Here is a 16808-nt window from a genome sequence, read left to right as displayed (position 1 = left end):
AAAATACCTTCTAAAGGGATAAACATCCCTACTCTGGACGACATGGTGTATCGGTACGACTCCGATGAGGACGCATACGTCCCCTACCGGGACGACGAGCCCGAGGACGTTGCGCCCCGGCCCGGCCCGCCGCCCCCGGCAGGGCCGTCCCCGTCGCGCTTCCCCACCCCGTCGCTGGCCCGGCCGAACCAGATCATGTTGCCGTCATCGGCACCGCCACGCGAGGCGTTCCCCGCCACTCGGCAGGAGCCGGCACCACGGTACGACGCGGCACCTGTCGCACCCGACGAACCGCCGCCTCTCGGCGTGGCGGCAGCGCCGCCGGAGGCCGGCACCACGACTGTCGTGCCGCCGCCCCGCCGGGGTGGCGGTCGCACCTGGCAGGTGCTGATCGGCGGGGCCGCGGCGCTTGTGCTCCTCGCTCTCTGCGGGCTCACGGCCGCGACTCTGCTGGACGGTCGGACCCTGATCGGTCAGCAGGCCGCGCCCAGTGCCGGACCGGACACCACCCGTGGGACGGTGCCCGCCGAGGCGAGCGATCTCGATTCCCGCGACACCGACCAGGCACCGCTCACCGCCCGCGAGGTCTTCCCGGCCAGCACCCTCGCCGTCGGTGACGGCGAGAACGGCTACGAGGTGCTACGCACCCAGTCCAGCGCCAGTTGCCCGGTGGCCGCCACCGGGGAGGTCGGGGAACTGCTGGTCCGGCTCGGCTGCAACCAGGTCGTCCGGGCCACCCTCAGCACACCGGACGGCGACCACCTGGTCACCGCGGGGCTGTTCAACCTCACCGACAGATCCAGTGCGGAGCGGGCCCGGGACCGGATCCGCCAACTGCTGGACGAGCGGCAGGGCCGCTTCCGAGGCATGTCGGCAGGCGACGACACCGAGGTCATAGCCACCGCGCCGGCACGGGTCGGCTGGCAGGTACGCGGTCACTACATCGCCTACGCGGTGGTCGCCCGCACCGACGGCGCCACCATCCGGGCCGGTGACACCACGGTCCGCGAGATTCTCTTCGACATGCTCGAACAGCACCTCAGCCAGGGCGTGCTGGAGCGGCGGGCGGAAGGCGGGACGGCGAGCCAGCCGACCGAGGGGCCCTCCGACGACACAGGCGAACAGGGCGAGTCCACCGAGGACTGAGCCACCGGCGGACGGCGGGAGGCGGGCCCTGACCGGCCCGCCTCAGCTGTCGGCGGGAACCCGCAGCCGCCGGGTGGCCTCGGCCCGGCGCGCGTACTCGTCGGGATCGTCCGGGTAGCCGACCGCCACCAGGGTCAGCCCGTGCGCCGGTGCCACTGTCACCTCGCTGGCCCGCTCCCGTCGGGTGAGCAGGTCGGCCGGCCACTGCTCGGGCCGGCGGCCGTCACCGGCGACCAGCATGGCACCGACCAGGCTGCGGACCATCGCCTGGCAGAACGCGTCGGCCTGCACGGTGGCGACGAGCGTCCCGTCGGCGTCCCGCCGCCAGTCCAGCCGGGTCACCTCCCGCAGCGTGGTGGCGTTCTCCTTGCGCCGGCAGTACGCGGCGAAGTCGTGCTCCCCCACCAGGCCGGCCGCCGCGGCGGCGAGCCGGTCGAGGTCGAGTACCCGGGGCCAGGCCAGGATCTCGTGCCGGCGCAGCGGATCGCACCCCCACGGCGCGTCGGTAACCCGGTACTCGTAGCGGCGGAAGGTCGCCGAGAAACGGGCGTCGAAGGTGGCCGGCACCGCCCGCATCGCCCGCACCCGCACATCTGTCGGAAGCAGGCGGCCCAGCCGACGCAGCAGCCGCCCCTCGTGGGCACCCCAGACCTCGGTGGGCAGGTCGAGGTGACAGACCTGCCCGGTGGCGTGCACCCCGGCGTCGGTGCGGCCGGCGACCGTCAGCCCGGTCGCGACGCCGGCACCGAGCACCAGGTCCAGCGTCTCGACAAGCACTCCCGCGACGGTCCGCCGCTCCGGCTGGACGGCCCAACCGGAGAAGGCGGTGCCGTCGTACGCGACATCGAGCCGCAGCCGGGTGCGCTCCTGCACGTCGTACCTCCCATGGCGCTGTGACGAAGTCCCCGCCCGGCCGGGGGTGGGCCCAGGCAACAACCGAGAACCTCGCGAGACCCTCAACGGGTCGGGCCCGGCACCCCAGGGGGTACCGGGCCCGACAACGGCCTGGATCAGGCCTTGCCTTCCTCGGTGGCCAGGTCGCTGTCCTCGCGGGCAGCGGCGGTGTCACCGGAGGCCGACTGCGGCGGCTCGGCGTCCTGGTCGGCCGACCGCGACGCGGGGGCCTCCTCGGCCGGTGCCAGCGCCTCGACCTTGTCCTGCTGCGCGGCCTTGCGGCCGGCGGTCTTCTTGTTCGCCTTCGGCTCGGCGACCTGAAGCTCCTCGACCAGCTCGATGATCGCCATCGGTGCGGCGTCACCCTTGCGCGGACCGGTCTTCACGATCCGGGTGTAGCCGCCGTTGCGGTTGGCGTACCGCGGCGCGATCTGGTCGAACAGGGCGTAGACCACGTCCTTGTCCTTGACCACGGTCAGCACCCGCCGACGCGACGCGAGGTCGCCCCGCTTGGCCTTCGTGATCAGCTGCTCGGCGAGCGGACGCAGCCGCCGAGCCTTGGTCTCGGTGGTCTGGATCTTGCCGTGCTGGAACAGCGCGGTGGCCAGGTTGGCCAGCATCAGCCGCTCGTGCGCGGGGCTGCCGCCGAGGCGGGGGCCCTTGGTGGGCGTGGGCATGCTTGGTGCTCCTCAGGTGTGGCGGCAGCGCGGACTAGAGCTGCTCGGTCTCGCGGTAGTCGTCGGTGTCGTAGTCGGCCTCGCCGAAGGCGTCCACGACGTGCGCCGGGTCGAAGTTCGGAGCCGAGTCCTTCAGCCCGAGACCCATCCCGGCGAGCTTCATCTTGACCTCGTCGATCGACTTCTGGCCGAAGTTGCGGATGTCGAGGAGGTCGGCCTCGGTACGCCCGATGAGCTCACCAACGGAGTTGATGCCCTCGCGCTTGAGGCAGTTGTAGGAGCGGACGGTCAGGTCCAGCTCCTCGATCGGCAGGGCCAGGTCCGCCGCCAGCTGCGCGTCCTGCGGGGACGGGCCGATGTCGATACCCTCGGCGGTCTCGTCCAGCTCACGGGCCAGCCCGAACAGCTCCACGAGCGTCGAACCGGCCGAGGCCAGTGCGGTACGCGGCCCCATCGACGGCTTGGTCTCGACGTCGATGATCAGCCGGTCGAAGTCCGTCCGCTGCTCGACACGGGTCGCCTCGACGCGGTAGGTCACCTTGAGCACCGGGGAGTAGATCGAGTCGACCGGGATCCGGCCGATCTCCGCGCCCGCCTGCTTGTTCTGTGCCGCGGTGACGTAACCACGCCCCCGCTCGACGGTCAGCTCCATGTCGAGCCGGCCCTTGCCGTTGAGGGTGGCCAGCTTCAGGTCCGGGTTGTGCACCGAGACACCTGCCGGAGGCTGGATGTCACCGGCGGTCACGTCGCCCGGCCCCTGCTTACGCAGGTACATGCTGACCGGCTCGTCGTGCTCGGAGCTGACGCAGAGCTCCTTGATGTTCATGACGAGCTCGACCACGTCCTCCTTGACCCCGGGGATCGTGGTGAACTCGTGCAGCACCCCGTCGATCTTGATCGAGGTGACCGCCGCACCCGGGATGGAGGACAGCAGCGTACGCCGCAGCGAGTTGCCCAGGGTGTAGCCGAAGCCCGGCTCCAGCGGCTCGATGGTGAACCGGGACCGGGTCTCGTTGATCGACTCCTCGGAGAGGGTCGGTCGCTGGCTGATGAGCATGTCTTCTCTTCTCTTCCGGGACGCCCGCTATATGACGCCCACGACACAAACTGTTCCGGTGGCCCGCCCCCGCCGGGGGCGGGCCACCGCAACGAGCCCTTACTTGGAGTAGAGCTCGACGATCAGCTGCTCCTGGACCTGGGTGTCGATCACCTGTCGGGCCGGGAGCGAGTGCACCAGGATCTTCATCTGGCTGGGGATCGCCTCCAGCCACGCCGGAACGGTCTTGGAGCCGGCCTCGGCCTGAGCCACGATGAACGGGGTGAGCTCCTTGCTCTTGCCCCGAACCTCGATGATGTCGTGCTCCTTGACGCGGTACGACGGGATGTCGACCTTCTTGCCGTTCACCGTGAAGTGACCGTGCTTGACCAGCTGACGGGCCATGTCACGGGACTTGGCGTAGCCGGCCCGGTAGACCACGTTGTCCAGCCGCGACTCGAGGATCTGCAGCAGCACCTCGCCGGTCTTGGCCTTCTTGCCCACGGCTTCCTCGTAGTAGCCGCGGAACTGCTTCTCCAGCACGCCGTACACGCGGCGGGCCTTCTGCTTCTCACGGAGCTGGAGCAGGTACTCCGTCTCCTTCGTGCGGCCGCGGCCGTGCTGCCCGGGCGGGAACGGCCGGGACTCGAACGGGCACTTCGGACCATCGCACTTGCTGCCCTTGAGGAACAGCTTCATCTTCTCCCGACGGCAACGGCGGCAGTCGGCACCGGTGTAACGAGCCATCTCTCTCTACCTCTCAGACCCGACGACGCTTCGGCGGACGGCACCCGTTGTGCGGCTGCGGGGTGACGTCGGAGATCTGCCCGACCTCAAGGCCCACGGCCTGCAGCGAACGGATGGCGGTCTCCCGGCCGGAGCCGGGGCCCTTGACGAACACGTCGACCTTGCGCATGCCGTGCTCCATGGCCCGACGCGCGGCGGCCTCGGCGGCCAGCTGCGCGGCGAACGGAGTCGACTTGCGGGAGCCCTTGAAGCCCACCTGGCCGGAGGAGGCCCAGGAGATGACGGCACCAGTCGGATCGGTGATCGAGACGATGGTGTTGTTGAAGGTGCTCTTGATGTGCGCCTGCCCGTGGGCGACGTTCTTACGTTCCTTGCGCCGGACCTTCTTGACAGCGGCTCCGGCACGAGCCTTCGGTGGCATAAGTCTGTGCGCTCCTGATTAGGTTCTCGATCGGTGCTGGCTATTCGCCCCGTTGATCAGGTAGACACCGGTTCCAGTTGGAGCCCGCCCTACCTCGACGGAGAACGACCAGCATTCCGGTTTAAGAACTATTACTTCTTGCCGGGCTTCTTCTTGCCGGCGACGGTCCGCTTCGGGCCCTTGCGGGTCCGCGCGTTGGTCTTGGTCCGCTGGCCACGCACGGGCAGGCCCCGGCGGTGCCGGATGCCGGCGTAGCAGCCGATCTCGACCTTGCGGCGGATGTCAGCGGCGACCTCGCGGCGCAGGTCGCCTTCAACCTTGTAGCTGGCCTCGATGTGGTTGCGGAGCTGGACCAGCTCCTCGTCCGTGAGGTCCCGGACGCGCTTGTCCGGCGAGATGCCGGTAGCGCTGAGCGTCTCCAGGGCGCGGGTGCGGCCCACGCCGAAGATGTAGGTGAGCGCGATCTCCATCCGCTTCTCGCGGGGAAGGTCGACGCCGACTAGACGTGCCATGTGCGGGCGTACTCCTCGTGGTGTGCTGGCGAAGGTGTGGACCCGTCCCACCCCGCTACCGGCCGTCCCTGTCCTTCCGACGCCGATGGCGCCGGCGACCGGGATCGGTCGCTGCCCGAGCGGGCCCCGGCCTTCGACCGGGGGTCAACCACGATTGAGTACGCGCTGCGCACCGCTCGCGGCTGGGACGAGCATGTGTGATGTGTGGGCTGGTTCAGCCCTGGCGCTGCTTGTGGCGCGGGTCGGTGCAGATGACCATGACCCGGCCGTGCCGGCGGATCACCCGGCACTTGTTGCAGATCCTCTTGACGCTCGGCTTGACCTTCACGGTTGCCTTACTTCCCATCTGGCCCGGCGCCACGAGGCGCGACACCGGACGTCGAAGACGGACACGGGACGTTCCCGGCCGCCGTCAGGCTTACTTGTAGCGGTAGACGATGCGCCCGCGGGTCAGGTCGTACGGCGAAAGCTCGACGACGACTCGATCCTCCGGCAGGATGCGGATGTAGTGCTGCCGCATCTTGCCGCTGATGTGAGCCAGCACCTTGTGGCCGTTGGCGAGCTCCACCCGGAACATAGCGTTCGGCAGGGGCTCGATGACCCGACCTTCGATCTCGATGGCTCCGTCTTTTTTCGGCATGTCCTCCGCTGTCCTGACGTCGGTTGCTCCGGACGGCCCACAACGTCTTACACGGGTGCTTGACCAAGATCAGGCTTCCCGCGCCAGCCGCGGCTCCGCGTCCCACCGAAGCGCTGGTGGGCATGGCGGAGTGGACGCTGTGCGCCGATCAGAAAGTGTACGCCCGCCTGCACGTGGTCGCCAAACCGACCTGCCAGCCGGGCTCGGTCCGGTCCAGGAAACGGGACGTTCAGCCCAGATCGCCCCGGTCAGGGCGTCGCGCCGGCGTCTCGGTGGCCCCGCCGGCCTCGGTGTCCGCCGGGCCACCCGGGGCCGCCACCGCGTCGCCGGTGACGTCGTCACGGCCCACCGCCCGCCGATCGTCGGGAACGCCACCGGCCGCCAGCGCGGCACCGTCGCCGGCCGCTCCCCCGCCCGGACCGACGGGCCCGACGGCACCGGGCTGCTGCTGGCCGAGTGCCTTGCGCTCCCGCTTGAGAGCGCGCTTCTCCGCCTTTCGCTGCCGGCGGCGCTCCCGCTCCGCCGCCCACCGCTGGGGCTCACCGCTGGCCAGTCCGGTGGCGGTACGCACCAGCAGCACCGCCCCCCACGGGCCCGCGACCCAACCCGGCCAGAAGTAGAGCGGGTCACGGGTCGCCAGCGAGCTGACCGCCCAGATCGCCACCACGATCCCGACCACCTTCAGCCAGGGCTCCCAGACCTCGACCAGCCAACGCGCGGTCAGCCCGCGCCCGCCGTCGGTCGGCACTGGGACATCCGGGCCTCGGGGCGTCGGCACCACCGCACCGGCGGGCGCCGGCAGATCGCTGAGGAGGGCATCCAACTCGGCGTACGTGCGGGCGGCGTAGGCCCGCTGCAACCGCTCGTCGTACTCGTGCAGGTCGAGTCGGCCCTCTTCGAGGGCGCTCCGGAGGCGTTCGGCGACGGCCTGCCGGTCGGAGTCCGCTGCCCGCATCGCGTCCCGCTCGTCCATGCCGGCAAGCATGCCACCGCGCTGCCACTGCCGCCGAACGGCCGTCCCGGTGGGTCAGTGCTCCCGGCTCGGCCCGCCCGCGCCCGTCACGGGGTCGTCGTGGCGCTCGGCTGGCGAGCGGTCACCAGATCACCGAGGCGGGACCGGCCGCCGTCGTGAGCGGTGAGCACCCACACCCCATCGGGCAGCAGGGCCATGCTGTGCTCGACGTGTGCGGCACGCGAGCCGTCGCGGGTGACAACGGTCCAGCCGTCGGCGAGTTCCGCCGTACGCGGCGACCCCATGGTGATCATCGGCTCGATGGCCAGCGCCAGCCCCGGCACCAACCGCGGCCCCTTGCCCGGCCGCCCGTGGTTGAGCACGTGCGGGTCCTGATGCATCTCGGTGCCGATGCCGTGCCCGCCGTAGCCGTCGACGATGCCGTAGCGCCCCGCCTTGCGGACCGCGCGCTCCACCGCGTGCGAGATGTCGGTGAGCCGGCCCTTGCCGCTGGTGGCACCGCGGGCCGCCGCGGCGATCCCGGCCCACATCGCGTCCTCGGCGACGTCGGCCATCCGCAGCAGCGCGGGATCGACCTCACCCACGCCCACAGTGATCGCCGCGTCGCCGTGCCACCCGTCGAGCACCGCACCGCAGTCGATCGAGATCAGGTCGCCGTCGGCGAGGACCTGCTTCGGCGACGGGATGGCGTGCACGATCTGCTCGTTGACCGAGGAACAGATCGACGCCGGGAACCCGTGGTAGCCCTTGAACGACGGGACCGCTCCCGCCTCGCGGATCGTGGTCTCGGCGATCTCGTCCAGGTCGGCGGTGCTCACCCCCGGGGCGACCGCCTCCCGCATCCGGCGAAGTGCCTCCGCGACCACGAGGCCGGCAGCCCGCATCTTCTCGATCTGCTCAGGAGTCTTCAGCTGGATGTCCAGCTGGGGACGACGCATGGAGGCGCTACCTTTCGTTGCCCAGACAGCGGGGTACGACAGGCGTACCCCGCTGTCAGCACTCTATCCGGCGGACAGCTGGGCGACCTCAGCCCCCGTACGACCGGAGGGCGTCGATGGCGCGGACCGTGACGTCCTCCACCGGGCCGGTGGCGTCGATGCCGACCAGCTTGCCCTGCGCGCCGTAGTAGTCCACAAGCGGCGCGGTCTTCTCGGCGTACTCCCGCAACCGGGCGGCGATGGTCTCCGGCTTGTCGTCGTCCCGCTGGAACAACTCCGCGCCACAACGGTCGCAGATGCCGTCCCGGCTGGTCGGGTCGAACTCGACATGCCAGATCTTGCCGCAGCCCCGGCAGGTACGCCGCCCGGACAGCCGCCGGATCACCTCGTCGTCGTCGACGACCAGTTCGAGCACGATGTCCAGCGCCGTCCCCAGATCCGCGAGGAGCTTGTCCAGCGCGGCGGCCTGCGGGGTGGTGCGCGGAAACCCGTCGAGCAGGAAGCCGTCGGCGGCATCCGGCTCGGCGAGCCGGTCCCGCACCATGTTGATGGTGACCTCGTCCGGCACCAGCTTGCCGGCGTCCATGTACCGCTTGGCCTCGACGCCGAGCGGGGTGCCCTGGGACACGTTGGCCCGGAAGATGTCGCCGGTCGAGATCTTCGGCACGGACAGGTGCGCGGCGATGAATTCCGCCTGTGTGCCCTTGCCCGCGCCCGGCGGGCCAACCAGAACCAGTCTCATCTACCGCAGGAACCCTTCGTAGTTCCGCTGCATCAGTTGGCTCTCGATCTGCTTGCTCGTCTCCAGAGCCACGCCGACCATGATCAGCACTGCGGTACCACCGAACGGGAAGTTGAGGTACTGCTGCCGGTCCAGCCAGATGAAGAAGAAGTTCGGCAGGATCGAGATGGTCGCGAGGTACAGCGCGCCCGGCAGGGTGATGCGACTGAGGATGAAGTCCAGGTAGTCGGCGGTCGGCTTGCCGGGGCGGATGCCCGGCACGAAGCCGCCGTACTTCTTCATGTTGTCCGCGACCTCGGTCGGGTTGAACGTGATCGAGACGTAGAAGTACGTGAAGAAGATGATGAGCATGAAGTAGACCACGATGTAGATCGGGCTGGTCGGGTCGACCAGGTTGTTCTGGATCCACGCCTGGGTCTTGCCCGGGTCATTCTGGTCGAAGAACTGCAGCGCCAGCTGCGGCAGGTAGAGCAGCGACGAACCGAAGATGACCGGGATCACACCCGCCTGGTTGACCTTCAGCGGGATGTAGGTCGAGGTGCCGCCGTACATGCGCCGGCCGATCATGCGCTTGGCGTACTGCACCGGGATGCGGCGCTGCGCCTGCTCGATGAACGTGACAGCGGTGATGACCACCAGGACCAGCGCGATGACGAGCAGGAACTTCCACCAGCCCTGGCTCTCCTTGATCCGCCAGCCCTCGCTGGGCAGGCGGGCCGCGATCGAGGTGAAGATCAGGACCGACATGCCGTTACCGACGCCCCGGTCGGTGATCAGCTCACCGAGCCACATGACCATGCCGGTACCGGCGGTCATCGTCATCACCAGGATGGACAGGGTCAGCCAGTCCGGGATGCCGGTGCCGGTCGGGATGATCTCCTCGTTGCACTGGTTGTTGAACAGCTGCCCGGAGCGGGCCAGCGCCACGAACGCCGAGGCCTGCAGGACACCCAGCCCCAGCGTCAGGTAGCGGGTGTACTGGGTGATCTTCGCCTGGCCGGCCTGGCCCTCCTTGCGGAGCTGCTCGAGCCGGGGAATGACCACCGTCAGCAGCTGCAGGATGATCGACGCGGTGATGTAGGGCATGATGCCCAGCGCGAAGATCGACAGCTGCAGCAGCGCGCCGCCGGAGAAGAGGTCGAGCAGGTTCAGTACCCCTGTGGAGCCCTCAATGGACTCCAGGCACTTCTGCACGTTGCCGTACGAGACGCCCGGGCTGGGCACCGTGGCGCCGAGCCGGTAGATCGCGATGATGCCGACTGTGAACAGCAGCTTCTTGCGCAGGTCAGGCGTACGGAACGCACTGAGAAAGGCGGACAGCAACTTCTTCCTCCTGCGCGAGGCGGGCCGCCGGTCGTCCCTGGCGGATCGGGGTGGGTTCCGGGCAAGTGCCCGATATCCATGGCTGGGAAGGGACTCTAACAGCCCGATCCCGGTCCGGGCAGATGTGCCCGGCTACATAAACCGAATCCGATGTTACCGGGCGCACAGGCCCGTTGCAGACCATGGCGCCCGCCAGCTGGGATCAACTGGCGGGCGCCATGGGTAAAACAGCTCTACAGCTCGGTGACCGAGCCGCCGGCGGCGGTGATCTTTTCCTTGGCCGACGCGCTGAACGCGTGCGCCGACACCTGGAGCGCCACCCCACCGAGATCCCCGGTGCCGAGGACCTTCACCGGCTGCCCCTTGCGGACCGCGCCGGCCTCGACCATCTCGGTCGGGCCGACCTGGCCACCGTTGGGGAACAGCTCGGCCAGGCGGTCCAGGTTTACCACCTGGAAGACCACCTTGAACTTGTTCTTGAAGCCCTTCAGCTTCGGCAGGCGCATGTGGATGGGCATCTGCCCACCCTCGAACGCCGCCGAGATGTTCTTCCGGGCCTTCGAACCCTTGGTACCGCGACCGGCGGTCTTGCCCTTCGAGCCCTCACCGCGACCCACACGGGTCTTCGCGGTCTTGGCACCCGGCGCCGGACGCAGGTGGTGGACCTTGATCGTCATTACTCGACCTCCTCGACCTTCACGAGGTGGTTGACCGCGAAGATCATGCCGCGAATCTCGGGCCGGTCCTCCTTGACCACCACGTCATTGATCCGCTTGAGACCGAGCGAACGCAGCGACTCGCGCTGGTTGCGCTTGGTCCCGATCTCGGAACGGACCTGGGTGACCTTGAGACGTGCCATCAGGATGCCACCCCCGCCCGCGACGCCAGCATGGCCGCCGGCGCGACGTCCTCCACCGGCAGACCCCGCCGCGCGGCGACGGCCTCCGGGGACTCCAGCCCCTTCAGCGCGGCCACTGTGGCGTGCACGATGTTGATCGGGTTCGACGAGCCCAGGCTCTTGGAGAGCACGTCGTGGATGCCCGCGCACTCCAGCACGGCACGGACCGGACCACCGGCGATGACACCCGTACCGGCGGAGGCCGGCTTGAGCAGCACCACCCCGGCGGCGTCCTCGCCCGTGACCGGGTGCGGGATCGAGGAACCGATCCGCGGCACCTTGAAGAAGTGCTTCTTGGCCTCCTCGACGCCCTTGGCGATCGCCGCGGGCACCTCCTTGGCCTTTCCGTAGCCCACGCCCACGGTGCCGTCGCCGTCGCCCACGATCACCAGGGCGGTGAAGCTGAAGCGACGACCACCCTTCACGACCTTGGCGACGCGGTTGATCGCGACGACCCGCTCGAGGTGCGGGGTCTTCTCGGCGGGCGCGTTTCCGCGGCCGCCCTCACGGCGGTTGTCGCGGCGACCACCCTCGTTGCCACCGGACCCGCCGCCACGGCGCTGTTGACCTGGCATCAGCAGCCTTCCTTCTCTCTCGTGACGGGGATTGTCAGAACTCGAGCCCGGCTTCGCGGGCGGCGTCGGCAAGCGCGGCGACCCGCCCCGCGTACCGGTTGCCACCGCGGTCGAAGACGACCTTGGAGATGCCAGCGGCCTTGGCCCGCTCGGCCAGCAGCGTGCCGACCTTGCCAGCCAGGGCGCTCTTGTCGCCCTCCGTGCCGCGCACCGAGGCGTCCAGGGTCGAGGCCGACGCCAGGGTGTGACCCTTGGTGTCGTCGACGACCTGGGCGACGATGTGCCGCAGCGAACGGGTGACCACCAGGCGGGGACGCGCGGCGGTGCCGCTGACGTTCTTGCGCACTCGGAAGTGCCGCCGCGCCCGCCCGACGGCACGCTTGGCGGCGACGCCGCGGCGGCGCTTGAGCAGCGTGGCGCTCACTTCTTACCTGCCTTTCCGGCCTTGCGTCGGATGACTTCGCCCTGGTACTTCACGCCCTTGCCCTTGTAGGGCTCCGGCGGGCGAATCTTCCGGATGTTGGCGGCGACCTCACCGACGAGTTGCTTGTCGATGCCGGCCACGTGGAACAGCGTCGGGCGCTCCACCGTGAAGGTGATGCCCTCGGGCGCCTGCACCTGCACCGGGTGCGAGAACCCGAGCGCGAACTCCAGGTCCTTGCCCTTGGCGGTGACCCGGTAACCGGTGCCGGCGATCTCCAGGCTCTTACGGTAGCCCTCGGTGACCCCGACGATCATGTTGGCGACCAGGGTACGGCTCAGGCCGTGCAGTTCCTTGGCCTTGCGCTCGTCGTTCGGGCGGTTGACGCTCAGTTGCCCGTCCTCGGCCCGCTCGATGGTGATCGGCTCGGCCAGGGTGTGCGACAGCTCGCCCTTGGGGCCCTTGACCTTGACGGTCCGGCCGTCGATCGTCACGTCGACGCCGGATGGCACCGGGATCGACTTACGTCCAATACGCGACATTTCTACCTGTCTCCCGTTACCAGACGAAGGCGAGGACTTCCCCGCCAACGCTCCGCTTGCGGGCCTGCCGGTCGGTGAGCAGTCCCTGGGACGTCGAAATGATCGCCACGCCCAGCCCACCGAGCACCCGGGGGAGCCCGTCCGACTTGGCGTACACCCGCAGACCGGGCTTGGAGACGCGCTTGATACCGGCCAGGCTCCGCTCCCGGTTCTGGCCGTACTTCAGCTCGACGACCAGTCGCTTGCCGACGGCACCCTCTTCGGGCTCCTCGACTGCCCAGGTGGCGATGTAGCCCTCGGACTTGAGGACCTCGGCGATGTTCGCCTTGATCTTCGAGTACGGCATCGTCACCCGGTCGTGGTACGCCTGGTTGGCGTTACGCAGACGCGTGAGCATGTCTGCGATCGGGTCGGTCATCGTCATGAAAACTCGTCAACCTTTCTCGCCGGGGTTCCCGCGACACGTCGCAGGCCTACGGCGAAGAGACAGTCCAGCTGACGCGCCGGAGCGCGCTGGGCTATTACCAGGAAGCCTTGGACACGCCGGGCAGCTCACCGCGGTGGGCCATCTCCCGGATGCACACCCGGCAGAGCCCGAACTTGCGGTAGACCGCCTTGGGACGCCCGCACCGCTGGCAGCGGGTGTACGCGCGAACCGAGAACTTCGGCTTCGCGGCCGCCTTGAGGATCAGCGCCTTCTTGGCCATCTCAGTTCTCCTTGAACGGGAAGCCCAGGAGCTTCAGCAGCGCCCGGCCCTCGTCGTCGGTCGTGGCGGTCGTGACCACCGTGATGTCCATGCCCCGCTGGCGATCGATCTTGTCCTGGTCGATCTCGTGGAACACCGACTGCTCGGTCAGACCGAACGTGTAGTTGCCGTGCCCGTCGAGCTTGCGCCCGTCGAGGCCGCGGAAGTCACGGATACGCGGCAGCGCGATGGAGAGCAGCCGGTCCAGGAACTCCCACATCCGGTCGCCGCGCAGGGTCACCTTCGCGCCGATCGGCATGCCTTCCCGCAGCTTGAACTGCGCGATGGACTTCGTCGCCCGCCGGACCTGCGGCTTCTGACCGGTGATGGTGGCCAGGTCGCGGACCGCACCGTCGATGAGCTTGGCGTCCCGGGCAGCCTCGCCCACACCCATGTTCACGACGATCTTGACCAGCCGCGGCACCTGCATCGGGTTGCCGTACTCGTACTGCTCGCGCAGCTGGGCGATGATCTCGTTGCGGTACCGCTCCTTGAGGCGCGGCATCGTCTTGGTTTCGGTAGCCGTGGTCATCACAGGTCCTTACCGGTGCTACGCGCGATGCGAACCTTCTGGCCGTTCTCGTCGATCCGGTAGCCGACGCGGGTCGGCTTGCCGTCGGAGTCCACGACCATCACGTTCGAGACGTGGATCGGGGCCTCCTGGGTGACGATGCCACCGGTCTTGGCGCCACGCTGGGTGGTGCTGATGCGGGTGTGCTTCTTGATCCGGTTCACGCCCTCGACCAGGACCTTGTCCTGCCGCGGGTAGGCCGCGATGACCTTGCCCTTGGCACCCTTGTCCTTGCCGGCGATGACGACGACCGTGTCGCCCTTCTTGACCTTCACGGTCACAACACCTCCGGCGCGAGAGAGATGATCTTCATGAACCGCTTGTCCCGCAGCTCGCGACCGACCGGGCCGAAGATACGGGTACCGCGCGGGTCCCCACCGTCCTTGATGATGACGGCGGCGTTCTCGTCGAAGCGGATGTACGAACCGTCCGGCCGCCGCTTCTCCTTGGCGGTGCGGACGACGACGGCCTTGACCACGTCGCCCTTCTTCACACCGGCGCCCGGGATCGCGTCCTTGACGGTGGCCACGATGACGTCGCCGATGCTCGCGTAGCGCCGACCGGAGCCACCGAGAACCCGGATGCACAGGATCTCCCGGGCACCCGTGTTGTCGGCGACGCGCAGTCGCGACTCCTGCTGAATCACGTCTATCTCCTATGTCTGCCGGTTCTCCGGCCGCCGAGGCGGCCGGAGCCTGGCGGAACCTGCGCCCGACCTTCTCGGCCGAGCTCGAGCCTTCGCTACTTGGCCTTCTCGAGGATCTCCACGAGCCGCCACCGCTTGGTGGCGGAGAGCGGCCGGGTCTCCATGATCAGGACGCGGTCGCCGATGCCGGCCGAGTTCTGCTCGTCGTGGACCTTGAGCTTGCTGGTCCGGCGCATGATCTTGCCGTACAGCGCGTGCTTGACCCGGTCCTCGACCTCGACGACGACGGTCTTTTCCATCTTGTCGCTGACCACGAGGCCCTCACGGACCTTGCGGCGGCCACGCTGCTGGGTGGCGGTCGTGTTCTCGCTCATGAAGCAGTCACCTCAGTCGGCGCGGCCGAGAGCCCCAGCTCACGCTCACGCATGATCGTGTAGATCCGGGCGATCTCCCGACGGATGACCTGCAGCCGCCGGTTGTTGTCCAGCTGCCCGGTTGCGGCCTGCACGCGGAGGTTGAACAGCTCCGCCTTGGCCTCGCGCAGCTTCGTGACCAGCTCCTCCTCGGAGAGCTCACGCAGCTCGGAGGCCTTAACGCCCGCTGCCATCAGGATTCACCCACTTCGCGCGTAACAATGCGGCACTTCATCGGGAGCTTGTGGATCGCGCGACGCATCGCCTCTCGCGCGATCTGCTCGTTCGGGAAGGACATCTCGAAGAGAACCCGCCCGGGCTTGACATTCGCGACCCACCACTCGGGCGAGCCCTTACCGGAACCCATCCGGGTTTCCGCCGGCTTCTTGGTGAGGGCCTGGTCCGGGAAGATGGTGATCCAGACCTTGCCGCCACGCTTGATGTGGCGGGTCATCGCGATACGCGCCGACTCGATCTGCCGGTTGGTCACGTACGCCGGTTCCAGAGCCTGGATCCCGAACTCGCCGAACACCACCCGGTTGCCGCCCTTGGACGCGCCGCTGCGGTCCGGGTGGTGCGGCTTGCGGAAGCCCTTCGGGGGCTTGCGCGGCATCAGCATCTGTCAGCCCTCCTGCTGCGTTTCTGCCGGAGCCGAGGCGGCCGCCGCGACAGCGGCGCTGTCGACCGGCTCGCCACTCGGCGTCTCGGCCTGCTGCGCGACGGTCGTCGCGGCAGCCCGGCCGGCCTCGGTGCCACCGGAGGTCGTGCCGGACGAACCCGACCGACCACGGCGCGGCCGCTCAGGCCGGTCACCGCGCTCCCGGCGCGGGCGCGACGGCGCCTCGGTCGGCGTCTCCCGACCCGGCACCGCGTCACCCTTGTAGATCCACACCTTCACGCCGATGCGGCCGAAGGTGGTACGGGCCTCGAAGAAGCCGTACTCGATGTTGGCCCGCAGCGTGTGCAGCGGAACCCGACCCTCGCGGTAGAACTCCGTGCGGCTCATCTCGGCGCCGCCGAGGCGACCCGAGACCTGCACCCGGATGCCCTTGCACATCGGGTTCTTCATCGCCGACTGCATCGCCTTACGCATCGCGCGGCGGAAGCTGACCCGGCTGGAGAGCTGCTCGGCAACGCCCTGGGCGACCAGCTGCGCGTCCGACTCGGGGTTCTTCACCTCGATGATGTTCAGCTGCACCTGCTTGCCGGTGAGCTTCTCCAGCTCGCCGCGGATCCGGTCGGCCTCCGCGCCCTTACGGCCGATGACGATGCCCGGCCGGGCGGTGTGGATGTCGACGCGGACCCGGTCGCGGGTGCGCTCGATGTCAACCTTGGAAATGCCGGCGCGCTCCAGCCCCTTGGACATCATCCGGCGGATCTTGACATCCTCGCCGATGTAGTCCTTGTAGAGCTTGTCCGCGAACCAGCGGGACTTCCAGTCGGTCGAGATGCCGAGCCGGAACCCGTGCGGGTGAACCTTCTGACCCATTACTCGGCGCCCTCCGTGTTGCTCTGCGTCTCGGCCGGCGCGGTCTGCTTCGCCGGAGCCGCCTTGTTCGCCGACTTCCTCGGCGCGGCCGGCGCGACCGCCTCGACCGCCACGGTGATGTGGCAGGTGCGCTTACGGATCCGGTACGCCCGGCCCTGCGCCCGTGGCTGGAACCGCTTCATCGTCGGGCCCTCGTCCACGAACGCCTCGCTGACGAGCAACGCGTCGGGGTCCAGCCGCTCGTTGTTCTCCGCGTTGGCGATCGCGCTCGCGAGCACCTTGTACACCTGCTCGCTCGCGGCCTGCGGCGCGAACTGCAGCACCGTGAGCGCCTCCTTCGCGGGCAGGCCGCGGACGAGGTTGACCACCCGGCGCGCCTTCATCGGCGAGATGCGCACGTGCCGCGCAACCGCCCGCGCGCCCGGAAGCACCGGAGCGTCGCCCTTTCCTGGCATCGC

General features: G+C 68.9%; 27 protein-coding genes and 1 pseudogene. 1 reads left to right on the top strand and 27 read right to left on the bottom strand.

The annotated features are described in order from the left end of the window. Window positions 1–42: 42 nt before the first annotated feature. Complete coding sequence (locus Van01_RS04605) at window positions 43–1146, top strand: hypothetical protein (protein WP_204000320.1); 1104 nt, start codon at window positions 43–45, stop codon at window positions 1144–1146. 42 nt (window positions 1147–1188) lie between these two features. Here the strand turns inward: Van01_RS04605 and truA are convergent, their stop codons facing one another. The 27 genes and pseudogenes from truA to rplV all read right to left on the bottom strand — a co-directional run bounded on the left by truA (window position 1189) and on the right by rplV (window position 16805). Then, a complete protein-coding gene (gene truA / locus Van01_RS04600; protein WP_204000317.1) occupies window positions 1189–2019 on the bottom strand; it encodes a tRNA pseudouridine(38-40) synthase TruA in 831 nt (276 codons plus the stop codon). Window positions 2020–2156: 137 nt separating this feature from the next. Beyond that, window positions 2157–2717, bottom strand: a complete 561-nt coding sequence (gene rplQ, locus Van01_RS04595; RefSeq protein ID WP_099849615.1) for a 50S ribosomal protein L17 — start codon at window positions 2715–2717, stop codon at window positions 2157–2159. Window positions 2718–2751: 34 nt separating this feature from the next. Further along, window positions 2752–3774, bottom strand: coding sequence for a DNA-directed RNA polymerase subunit alpha (locus tag Van01_RS04590; RefSeq protein WP_013735931.1), 1023 nt, complete (start codon window positions 3772–3774; stop codon window positions 2752–2754). Between the two features lie 99 nt (window positions 3775–3873). After that, on the bottom strand, window positions 3874–4500 hold the full coding sequence (rpsD, locus tag Van01_RS04585) for a 30S ribosomal protein S4 (RefSeq protein ID WP_123240570.1): 627 nt from the start codon (window positions 4498–4500) through the stop codon (window positions 3874–3876). 13 nt (window positions 4501–4513) lie between these two features. Continuing rightward, a complete protein-coding gene (rpsK, locus tag Van01_RS04580) occupies window positions 4514–4921 on the bottom strand; it encodes a 30S ribosomal protein S11 (RefSeq protein ID WP_013288613.1) in 408 nt (135 codons plus the stop codon). A gap of 131 nt (window positions 4922–5052) precedes the next feature. After that, window positions 5053–5433: a 30S ribosomal protein S13 gene (rpsM, locus tag Van01_RS04575; protein WP_204000314.1), complete on the bottom strand. Its 381-nt coding sequence runs from the start codon at window positions 5431–5433 to the stop codon at window positions 5053–5055. Window positions 5434–5647: 214 nt separating this feature from the next. Then, window positions 5648–5761, bottom strand: a complete 114-nt coding sequence (gene rpmJ / locus Van01_RS04570) for a 50S ribosomal protein L36 (RefSeq protein WP_012184307.1) — start codon at window positions 5759–5761, stop codon at window positions 5648–5650. 90 nt (window positions 5762–5851) lie between these two features. Next, window positions 5852–6073, bottom strand: a complete 222-nt coding sequence (gene infA / locus Van01_RS04565) for a translation initiation factor IF-1 (RefSeq protein ID WP_007073013.1) — start codon at window positions 6071–6073, stop codon at window positions 5852–5854. A gap of 427 nt (window positions 6074–6500) precedes the next feature. Further along, window positions 6501–7046 (bottom strand): annotated as a pseudogene (locus tag Van01_RS04560) (DUF1707 SHOCT-like domain-containing protein); the annotation flags it as partial. An 86-nt stretch (window positions 7047–7132) separates the two neighbouring features. Then, complete coding sequence (gene map, locus Van01_RS04555; protein WP_204000300.1) at window positions 7133–7984, bottom strand: type I methionyl aminopeptidase; 852 nt, start codon at window positions 7982–7984, stop codon at window positions 7133–7135. Between the two features lie 88 nt (window positions 7985–8072). After that, window positions 8073–8726 (bottom strand): adenylate kinase, encoded by a 654-nt coding sequence (locus Van01_RS04550; RefSeq protein ID WP_204000283.1) that lies wholly within the window; start codon window positions 8724–8726, stop codon window positions 8073–8075. Next, window positions 8727–10049, bottom strand: a complete 1323-nt coding sequence (secY, locus tag Van01_RS04545; RefSeq protein WP_204000280.1) for a preprotein translocase subunit SecY — start codon at window positions 10047–10049, stop codon at window positions 8727–8729. A gap of 233 nt (window positions 10050–10282) precedes the next feature. Beyond that, on the bottom strand, window positions 10283–10726 hold the full coding sequence (gene rplO / locus Van01_RS04540; protein ID WP_099849605.1) for a 50S ribosomal protein L15: 444 nt from the start codon (window positions 10724–10726) through the stop codon (window positions 10283–10285). Further along, window positions 10726–10908 (bottom strand): 50S ribosomal protein L30, encoded by a 183-nt coding sequence (gene rpmD, locus Van01_RS04535; protein WP_145815467.1) that lies wholly within the window; start codon window positions 10906–10908, stop codon window positions 10726–10728. The genes rplO and rpmD overlap by 1 nt, the downstream gene beginning before the upstream one ends. Next, window positions 10908–11522: a 30S ribosomal protein S5 gene (gene rpsE / locus Van01_RS04530; protein ID WP_099849603.1), complete on the bottom strand. Its 615-nt coding sequence runs from the start codon at window positions 11520–11522 to the stop codon at window positions 10908–10910. The genes rpmD and rpsE overlap by 1 nt, the downstream gene beginning before the upstream one ends. Before the next feature lie 34 nt (window positions 11523–11556). After that, the gene (rplR, locus tag Van01_RS04525; RefSeq protein ID WP_204000277.1) at window positions 11557–11946 is read right to left on the bottom strand and encodes a 50S ribosomal protein L18; all 390 of its coding nucleotides are present in this window, start codon (window positions 11944–11946) and stop codon (window positions 11557–11559) included. Further along, entirely contained in the window at window positions 11943–12485 is a 543-nt protein-coding gene (gene rplF / locus Van01_RS04520) for a 50S ribosomal protein L6 (RefSeq protein WP_093403620.1), read from the bottom strand. Before rplF ends, rplR begins: the two co-directional genes overlap by 4 nt. 16 nt (window positions 12486–12501) lie before the next feature. Then, entirely contained in the window at window positions 12502–12909 is a 408-nt protein-coding gene (gene rpsH / locus Van01_RS04515; RefSeq protein ID WP_093403619.1) for a 30S ribosomal protein S8, read from the bottom strand. Window positions 12910–13006: 97 nt separating this feature from the next. After that, window positions 13007–13192 carry a type Z 30S ribosomal protein S14 gene (locus Van01_RS04510; protein ID WP_007073023.1) on the bottom strand — a complete coding sequence of 62 codons (186 nt, stop codon included), beginning with the start codon at window positions 13190–13192 and terminating at the stop codon, window positions 13007–13009. 1 nt (window position 13193) lies between these two features. Continuing rightward, window positions 13194–13763 (bottom strand): 50S ribosomal protein L5, encoded by a 570-nt coding sequence (gene rplE, locus Van01_RS04505; protein WP_093403618.1) that lies wholly within the window; start codon window positions 13761–13763, stop codon window positions 13194–13196. After that, window positions 13763–14083 (bottom strand): 50S ribosomal protein L24, encoded by a 321-nt coding sequence (gene rplX / locus Van01_RS04500; RefSeq protein ID WP_170863408.1) that lies wholly within the window; start codon window positions 14081–14083, stop codon window positions 13763–13765. Before rplX ends, rplE begins: the two co-directional genes overlap by 1 nt. Further along, complete coding sequence (gene rplN, locus Van01_RS04495) at window positions 14080–14448, bottom strand: 50S ribosomal protein L14 (protein WP_007073026.1); 369 nt, start codon at window positions 14446–14448, stop codon at window positions 14080–14082. The genes rplX and rplN overlap by 4 nt, the downstream gene beginning before the upstream one ends. Before the next feature lie 95 nt (window positions 14449–14543). After that, window positions 14544–14822: a 30S ribosomal protein S17 gene (gene rpsQ / locus Van01_RS04490; RefSeq protein WP_131302536.1), complete on the bottom strand. Its 279-nt coding sequence runs from the start codon at window positions 14820–14822 to the stop codon at window positions 14544–14546. Next, the gene (rpmC, locus tag Van01_RS04485) at window positions 14819–15055 is read right to left on the bottom strand and encodes a 50S ribosomal protein L29 (RefSeq protein WP_007073028.1); all 237 of its coding nucleotides are present in this window, start codon (window positions 15053–15055) and stop codon (window positions 14819–14821) included. The genes rpsQ and rpmC overlap by 4 nt, the downstream gene beginning before the upstream one ends. Then, window positions 15055–15480, bottom strand: a complete 426-nt coding sequence (gene rplP / locus Van01_RS04480) for a 50S ribosomal protein L16 (protein WP_007465292.1) — start codon at window positions 15478–15480, stop codon at window positions 15055–15057. Before rplP ends, rpmC begins: the two co-directional genes overlap by 1 nt. A gap of 3 nt (window positions 15481–15483) precedes the next feature. Beyond that, a complete protein-coding gene (gene rpsC, locus Van01_RS04475) occupies window positions 15484–16350 on the bottom strand; it encodes a 30S ribosomal protein S3 (protein ID WP_203997238.1) in 867 nt (288 codons plus the stop codon). Beyond that, window positions 16350–16805, bottom strand: coding sequence for a 50S ribosomal protein L22 (gene rplV / locus Van01_RS04470; protein ID WP_093403614.1), 456 nt, complete (start codon window positions 16803–16805; stop codon window positions 16350–16352). The genes rpsC and rplV overlap by 1 nt, the downstream gene beginning before the upstream one ends. Window positions 16806–16808: the final 3 nt, after the last annotated feature.

Origin of the sequence: Micromonospora andamanensis, assembly GCF_016863495.1 — a bacterium.
In the GTDB taxonomy this organism is placed as follows: Bacteria; Actinomycetota; Actinomycetes; order Mycobacteriales; family Micromonosporaceae; genus Micromonospora; species Micromonospora andamanensis.
The sequence above is the reverse complement of the archived record's forward strand: the minus strand, read 5'-3'. Positions and strand labels throughout refer to the sequence as shown.

Bases quoted from the DNA above. Each gene is read 5' to 3' on its own strand.
- Van01_RS04605 (WP_204000320.1), top strand. From the start codon at position 43: ATGGTGTATCGGTACGACTCCGATGAGGACGCATACGTCCCCTACCGG.
- rplQ (WP_099849615.1), bottom strand. From the start codon at position 2,717: ATGCCCACGCCCACCAAGGGCCCCCGCCTCGGCGGCAGCCCCGCGCAC.
- Van01_RS04590 (WP_013735931.1), bottom strand. From the start codon at position 3,774: ATGCTCATCAGCCAGCGACCGACCCTCTCCGAGGAGTCGATCAACGAG.
- rpsD (WP_123240570.1), bottom strand. From the start codon at position 4,500: ATGGCTCGTTACACCGGTGCCGACTGCCGCCGTTGCCGTCGGGAGAAG.
- rpsK (WP_013288613.1), bottom strand. From the start codon at position 4,921: ATGCCACCGAAGGCTCGTGCCGGAGCCGCTGTCAAGAAGGTCCGGCGC.
- rpsM (WP_204000314.1), bottom strand. From the start codon at position 5,433: ATGGCACGTCTAGTCGGCGTCGACCTTCCCCGCGAGAAGCGGATGGAG.
- infA (WP_007073013.1), bottom strand. From the start codon at position 6,073: ATGCCGAAAAAAGACGGAGCCATCGAGATCGAAGGTCGGGTCATCGAG.
- map (WP_204000300.1), bottom strand. From the start codon at position 7,984: ATGCGTCGTCCCCAGCTGGACATCCAGCTGAAGACTCCTGAGCAGATC.
- Van01_RS04550 (WP_204000283.1), bottom strand. From the start codon at position 8,726: ATGAGACTGGTTCTGGTTGGCCCGCCGGGCGCGGGCAAGGGCACACAG.
- rplO (WP_099849605.1), bottom strand. From the start codon at position 10,726: ATGACGATCAAGGTCCACCACCTGCGTCCGGCGCCGGGTGCCAAGACC.
- rpmD (WP_145815467.1), bottom strand. From the start codon at position 10,908: ATGGCACGTCTCAAGGTCACCCAGGTCCGTTCCGAGATCGGGACCAAG.
- rpsE (WP_099849603.1), bottom strand. From the start codon at position 11,522: ATGCCAGGTCAACAGCGCCGTGGCGGCGGGTCCGGTGGCAACGAGGGT.
- rplF (WP_093403620.1), bottom strand. From the start codon at position 12,485: ATGTCGCGTATTGGACGTAAGTCGATCCCGGTGCCATCCGGCGTCGAC.
- rpsH (WP_093403619.1), bottom strand. From the start codon at position 12,909: ATGACGATGACCGACCCGATCGCAGACATGCTCACGCGTCTGCGTAAC.
- Van01_RS04510 (WP_007073023.1), bottom strand. From the start codon at position 13,192: ATGGCCAAGAAGGCGCTGATCCTCAAGGCGGCCGCGAAGCCGAAGTTC.
- rplE (WP_093403618.1), bottom strand. From the start codon at position 13,763: ATGACCACGGCTACCGAAACCAAGACGATGCCGCGCCTCAAGGAGCGG.
- rpsQ (WP_131302536.1), bottom strand. From the start codon at position 14,822: ATGAGCGAGAACACGACCGCCACCCAGCAGCGTGGCCGCCGCAAGGTC.
- rpmC (WP_007073028.1), bottom strand. From the start codon at position 15,055: ATGGCAGCGGGCGTTAAGGCCTCCGAGCTGCGTGAGCTCTCCGAGGAG.
- rplP (WP_007465292.1), bottom strand. From the start codon at position 15,480: ATGCTGATGCCGCGCAAGCCCCCGAAGGGCTTCCGCAAGCCGCACCAC.
- rpsC (WP_203997238.1), bottom strand. From the start codon at position 16,350: ATGGGTCAGAAGGTTCACCCGCACGGGTTCCGGCTCGGCATCTCGACC.
- rplV (WP_093403614.1), bottom strand. From the start codon at position 16,805: ATGCCAGGAAAGGGCGACGCTCCGGTGCTTCCGGGCGCGCGGGCGGTT.